Origin of the sequence: Calothrix anomala FACHB-343, from assembly GCF_014696435.1 — a bacterium.
GTDB classification, from domain to species: domain Bacteria; phylum Cyanobacteriota; class Cyanobacteriia; order Cyanobacteriales; family Nostocaceae; genus Aulosira; species Aulosira anomala_A.
This window is the reverse complement of record NZ_JACJQG010000103.1, coordinates 20,546-27,328: the sequence shown is the minus strand read 5'-3', so window position 1 is coordinate 27,328 and position 6,783 is coordinate 20,546. Positions and strand designations below refer to the sequence as shown.

Below are 6,783 nucleotides of genomic sequence, written 5' to 3'. Positions count from 1 at the left end.
AAATGAATTTATAATCACAATCAAACTAATATATTTTAATCCTTCGCCCAAAAATAACATATTTTGGGCTATTTTTATCAGACTTTTCTTAACATTCAACATTTCTGGCATCCGTGATACTTTGCAACAAGTCATTAACGCAGATAAAGAAGTAGATACTGAGTTGAGAATTATTTTGTCCGATGGTGAAATTCGCACTCTCAAAGCCTATGGACTAGTGCAACGCAATTCTCAAGGACAAGCTCAACGGATTATCGGCATTAACTATGATATTAGCGATGCCTATCGGCAAGCTGCGCAACGCAAATTAGCAGAAATACAACTGCAACAAACCAATCAACAACTCGCAGCCTCTAATGCAGAACTCGCTCGCGCTACCCGGCTCAAAGATGAATTTCTCGCCACTATGAGTCACGAACTCCGCACCCCCCTAAATGCGATTTTAGGTATATCAGAAGCGTTGCAACATCAAGTATTTGGTACAATTACTGACAAACAAAGACAGAGTTTGCAAACCATCGAGCGGAGTGGGAACCATCTCTTAGAATTAATCAACGATATCCTTGATTTGTCGAAAATTGAAGCCGGTCAACTAGAGTTACACTACACAAAAGTAGCAATTAATCCCCTATGCCAAGCAAGTTTAGCATTCATTAAACAGCAAGCCTTTCAAAAGCGCATCCAACTGGAAGTCAATATTCAACCCCATCTACCAGAGTTAATGGTAGACGAACGGCGAATTCGCCAAGTTTTGATTAATTTACTCAATAATGCGGTAAAATTTACCCCAGAAGGCGGGCGGATTACCTTAGAAGTTACTTATCAAAAATTGACGCAAGCAGCAGAGATGACATCAGCGCAAAATTTTATTCGCATTGCTGTCATTGATACAGGTATTGGCATCGCGCCCAAAAACCTCAATAAATTATTTCAACCTTTTATTCAAATCGATAGTGCTTTAAACCGCCAATATAACGGTACTGGTTTGGGGTTAGTTCTCGTCAAGCGACTGGTAGAAATACATGGCGGTAAGGTAGGAGTCACCAGCGAACCTGGTGTAGGTAGTTGCTTTACGCTCGATTTACCCTGTGGCAATATATCTGCGGCTGCTGAGTTAGTCAACTCAGAATCGCCAAAGCTCAATTCTCCATTCATAGCCACAGCAGAGAATTCACCCCTAATATTGCTAGCGGAAGATAACGAAGCTAATATTTTTACCTTCTCTACTTACTTAGAAGCTGTAGGTTATCGGATGATTTTGGCACGAAATGGTCAAGAAGCGATCGCTCTTACTAAAAGCCAATCCCCCAACTTAATTTTAATGGATATTCAAATGCCGGGAGTAGATGGAATAGAAGCCATCAGGCAAATTCGCTTAGATCCCAACTTTACCCATCTTCCCATTATTGCGCTGACAGCTCTTGCCATGCCTGGGGATGAAGAAAAATGTTTAGTCGGCGGTGCTAACAAATATCTCTGCAAACCTGTCAAACTCCAGCAACTTGCAGCCCTGATTCAACAGCTTTTACAGCAGTTTTCACCTATTTGAACCACATCTGTCGTAGGGGCACGGCAACAGTAAAATTATTGTATGTACCAAAAGATTGTCGGTGCCGTGCCCCTACAGCGTGGTTTATTTACCTGAAAATAGCTGTAAATTCACGCAAGTCATAATTTATCAAATATTTGTAGTTTAAATTACATCAAATCTCTTTTTCAAGCATATTTAGGTTGCTTCTATACCAATTGTTAGGTGATTTACCTGATTCTATCACTGTGATTATCTTCAGGTTATAAATAGATAATCTGACTTTTGCATCTAAAGATAGAAATCGCCCAAAATTTATATCGATAAAATAAGAACGTTAAATTAGATATTAATTCTCTGCTTTTGCCTGCCTGATAAAAATAGTTAATAGCTGATAATTAATTTTCTAATTTAAAATATAACCAAATACAGAGGTATTAGCTTGAATATTTGCGATCAACCACTGAGTTATTATGTAGAAATTGAGCAATTACCTGCTAAAGAGGATAGTATTTATGGTCTGGTAATTGCTATTTTAATTATTGGACTTTGGGTAGGTAGTTTAGCTGTTTTACTGACTATTAACTATGTCACAATGCCAAATTGGTTAATCCCAATAGCGATAATTTGGCAGATGTTCCTCTATACTGGACTATTTATCACAGCCCATGATGCTATGCATGGCTCGGTGTTTCGCAAAATTCCCAAAATTAATTATTTTATTGGTTCCCTAGCTGTCACCCTTTATGCTTTCTTTCCCTATCAACAGATGTTAAAGAAACATTGGTTACATCATCGTCACCCTGCGAGCGAATTAGACCCGGATTTTCATGATAATAAAACCGAAAATGGGATTTTATGGTATTTGCGCTTTATGCGAGAATACTCGTGTTGGCAACAATTAATAGCACTGACTATAGTATTTAATTTAGCTAAATATGTTTTCCATATTTCCGAAGTAAATCTCATCTTATTTTGGACTATTCCGCCAATTTTAAGTTCTATACAACTGTTTTATTTTGGGACATTTTTACCCCATCGCCAACCGAAATCGGGTTATATATATCCTCATTGTAGTCAAACAATTGCCTTGCCTACTTTTTGGTCATTTATTACTTGTTATCACTTTGGTTACCATCAAGAACATCATGAGTATCCCCATGTACCTTGGTGGCAACTACCATCTGTATATAGGCAGAGAGTAGTTTAATTTTGAGTAAAAAAATCGCCAATCTCAAAAGCAATGACTCACTTTGGCATTATTTGCCCACCCTATCCCGGACATTTAAATCCTCAAGCTGCCTTGGGGCGAGAATTGCGATCGCGCGGGCATCAAGTGACGATGCTGCAAATTCCCGATTTAGAATTTAAGGTGCGATCGCAGGGTGTAAATTTTTACCCAGTTGGCGAGGGGATTTATCAACCAGGTGCAATGGCGCAAACCTTTACCCAACTGGGAAAATTAACTGCTGTAGAGGCGCTGCGTTACTCCCTAGATTTTTGTCAGCAAATGGTGGAAATTATCTGTCAAGATGCACCAAAAGCGATCGCAGCGACAGGAATTGATGTTTTGCTGGTAGATCAACTCGAACCAGTAGGGGAAACAGTTGCAGAATATCTCAACCTTCCCTTTATCTGCATTTCTTGTGGACAGGTAATTCACCGTCGCGCTGATGTTCCACCTTTTTTCACTCCCTGGAATTACCACAACAACCAGTGGGCAAAAATTCGCAATCAAGTCGCCTATTATTTTTTAGATCGCAGCTGTCAACCAATTCTGCGCCAGATAAATTACTACCGCCAACAGTGGAAGCTGTCAGATTACCGCCATATCTACGCCTCAAATGCGCAATTAGCCCATATTAGCCAGCAACCTGCGGCTTTTGAGTTTCCTATTGCCAATTTGCGATCGCACCTGCATTATGTAGGCCCTTTACGCAACCCTGCACCACAAGTTGTGGATTTTCCCTACAACCAATTAACCAGTCAGCCGATGATTTACGCTTCTCTGGGAAGCATTCAGAACACAAAAGAGGGCGTATTTCGTTGTATTGCAGCTGCTTGTGCAGACTTAGATGTACAACTAGTAATTGCACATGGGGGTGGGATGAGTGCAGAAATAGTCAATTCCTTACCCGGTTCTCCCTTAGTAGTTGACTATGCACCCCAGCCTGATGTGCTAGCAACAGCAAGTTTGACAATTACCCATGCAGGGATGAATACAACCTTAGATTCGCTCACCTACGGTGTACCTTTAGTTGCGATTCCCATTACCTTTGAACAACCGGGAACAGGTGCGCGGATTCGGGCAACGGGAGTAGGAGAAGTGCTATCTTTGGCAAATCTTAGCGTTTCCAAATTGCGATCGCTCATACAGCAAGTATTAACTAAACCTAATTATCGCCATCAGGCGCAGAAAATTCAGCAATCAATTCAACAAGCCGACGGCGTTAAACAAGCAGCAAATATTATTGAGCAGGTAACTCAATCTTCCAATAATCAAGTTGTAGAGGCATGATAAATCTTATGCTGAGAAAAATAATTCTTGTAGTTATTTGGTTGGCATTTGTTACTTACACTATATTGCTAGCTCCAGTCGATCAACCTGATACCTGGGTTATAGGTTGGCAGCTTTTAACTTTAAAATGGGGACAGCTAAACGCTATTATCCCCACAATTTTTTGCTTAATGGGTGTATGGCCGATGATCTACGCTTGCATGATGTTTGCTGATGGCAGAATGCAAAACTTTCGTGCTTGGCCTTATTTTATTGGTTCCAACTTTACAGGTGTAATTTGCCTTTTACCTTACTTAATTGCGCGTAAATCAAATCAAGAATTTTATGGTATCAAAGATAAATGGCTGTCATTTCTTGACAAACGTAGTACAGGTTTTGGCTTATTATTCACTACTCTAGTTTTGTTCAGCTATGCATTTATAGCAGGGAATTGGCAAGACTATATACAGCAATTTTTAAATAGGCCTTTTGTTCATCTCATCAGTTTAGATTTTTTATTGATGTGTCTGATATTCCCCATTACATCATTATTTGATGATGATATGGCACGTAGGGGAATTAGAGATAAACGTATTTTTTGGGCAGTGGCACTTTTACCCTTATTTGGCCCGTTAATTTACTTATGTTGGCGTCCACCATTATCAGAAACAGCCAGCTATCATCCAAGTAAAAATTTCAACATAAATTCTAATCAGGGAAATAACAACCAAGGTAGAGGTAAAGAGAACAACGTTTTATTACATTAGAAATACTAAAGCAATCTAGACATTGACAATGGCATATCAAGCTGTAATTTTAGATGTAGATGGAACGCTGGTTCTTAGTAATGATGCTCATGCTCAAGCCTGGGTAGAAGCATTTGCAGAATTTGGCTATGAAGTAAATTTTGCCCAAGTTCGTCCTTTAATTGGGATGGGAGGCGATCAGATTATTCCTAAATTTGCGCCAGAACTTTCACATGAAGAAGGTACAGGAAAGGAAATCGCTGATAAACGTAAAGAACTCATCATCAAAAAGTTTGGTACACATTTGACGCCTACCAATGGTGCGCGCCAACTCATATTGAAAATGCAATCTGTGGGATTACGTCTCATCATCGCTAGTTCCGCAACCAGTCAAGAACTATCAGTATTGCTGAAAGCCGCAAAAATTGATGATTTACTCAGTCAAGATGAAGCGACAACATCTAACGATGCTGATGCTTCCAAACCATCGCCGGATATTGTCGAGGCTGCTTTGAGTAAGCTGAACATACAACCATCCCAGGCGATTATGCTAGGCGATACTCCCTATGATGTTGAGTCTGCTAACAAAGCCGGCGTTGGCGTAATTGCGGTTCGTTGTGGTGCTTTTGATGATAGTCAGTTAAAAGATGCGATCGCAATTTACAACGATCCATCTGACTTATTAGCACATTATGACAGTTCACCTTTAGCAATTTCTAGGTTATAAGAGATTTTTCATCACACTTGGATGTAGCAACAATTAATAATTTACAAACTAAATTCCAGCAAGAATTTTAGGTATCACAACTATTTTGTTGAGCCTGCTTGTTGGAATACTTATTATTAAATAATAAAATGTAACCAAGTGGGTAATTATTGTCATGCCCATAATCTTGTAATTAATACTTATACCCAGAAACATCCTAAATAGAAGAAAAACCCAGGATTGCTAATGTTTACGATATGGCCTCCAAATTACAGCCATATTGTTAACCGAGTAACCGATAAAAGAGTGGCTTTGTAACTAAAAGTTAAGCAAATATTTTTGAAAAATTACGCTATTATCGACAAGCAATTATTAAAACCTGCTGCTAGAGTCTGCTTAGAAGACGACTCTAATTAGGAGTTGATGAGGATAAAAAAGATGGTTCAAAGTATCAATAAAATCGCGAAATATTCAGACGCAGACTTAGACAAATTTGCCGAACAGTTGAAAACCGACGGAATTTGTATTATTCCTCAGCTTTTTGAGCGAAAACTCATTAACGAATGGGCAGAAGCTTTTGCTAACTTATTTAGAGAACGTCAAAATCAACCTGGTGGGTTAGCTCCTCGCGAAGTTTCCCGTTATTATCTCACATTACCTTGGGTGGCTCCCTTTGCTGATGTTTCAGTTTTCGCCAATCCAGTAATTATGAGTATCCTCAAGCGTGTTTTTTGGCAAGAATACGTGCTGGTTCAGTTAGGTGCTGATGTGCCATTTCAAGGTTCAGATTATCAAGAAACTCATCGAGATTTTCGTCCATTGTTTTGCGATCAAATAGTTACCCCACTCTATGCTTTAGCCGTTAACTTCCCTTTAGTAGAAGTCACAGCAGATAACGGCCCCTTCCAAATGGCGCGGGGTACTCATGTTTTACCCCGTGAAGAAGGATTAAAAAAGATTGCCAGTGGGGAAATTCCGATGGAATCTTTTTATATGCAGCCAGGTGATGTCATAGTGCGATCGCCTTTAGCATTACATCGTGGTTCCCCTAATCGTACCAGTCAGCCAAGACCAATGATTGTCATGGGTTATGCAATGCATTGGTTACACACCCCAAAAGTAGATTTAACTGTCCCTCGAGACTACTATGAAAGTCTACCAATAGACATCAGACAAATGTTGCGCTGTGAGGTAGTTGAACAGTTACCCAAAGAAAAAATGGAAACTTATGTAAATTTTAAATACTAATTGTTTACATTAGTCAATAATAATGTCTCTGGACTTTTAGCTTACCTTATTTGCCAAA

6 protein-coding genes are annotated in these 6,783 nt (G+C 39.4%); all 6 read left to right on the top strand.

Annotation, left to right across the window (positions count from 1 at the left end; genetic code table 11):
* A partial coding sequence (locus H6G08_RS34625; RefSeq protein ID WP_242046404.1) for an ATP-binding response regulator occupies positions 1–1,549 on the top strand: 1,549 nt, incomplete at its 5' end.
* Positions 1,550–1,970: 421 nt separating this feature from the next.
* Complete coding sequence (gene crtW / locus H6G08_RS34620) at positions 1,971–2,738, top strand: beta-carotene ketolase CrtW (protein WP_190551496.1); 768 nt, start codon at positions 1,971–1,973, stop codon at positions 2,736–2,738.
* A gap of 33 nt (positions 2,739–2,771) precedes the next feature.
* Positions 2,772–4,046, top strand: coding sequence for a glycosyltransferase (locus tag H6G08_RS34615; RefSeq protein WP_190551494.1), 1,275 nt, complete (start codon positions 2,772–2,774; stop codon positions 4,044–4,046).
* Between the two features lie 8 nt (positions 4,047–4,054).
* Entirely contained in the window at positions 4,055–4,792 is a 738-nt protein-coding gene (locus H6G08_RS34610; protein WP_242046403.1) for a DUF2834 domain-containing protein, read from the top strand.
* 28 nt (positions 4,793–4,820) lie between these two features.
* Positions 4,821–5,498 carry an HAD family hydrolase gene (locus tag H6G08_RS34605; protein ID WP_190551492.1) on the top strand — a complete coding sequence of 226 codons (678 nt, stop codon included), beginning with the start codon at positions 4,821–4,823 and terminating at the stop codon, positions 5,496–5,498.
* Positions 5,499–5,915: 417 nt separating this feature from the next.
* Entirely contained in the window at positions 5,916–6,725 is an 810-nt protein-coding gene (locus H6G08_RS34600) for a phytanoyl-CoA dioxygenase family protein (RefSeq protein WP_190551490.1), read from the top strand.
* The last annotated feature ends 58 nt before the right edge of the window (positions 6,726–6,783 follow it).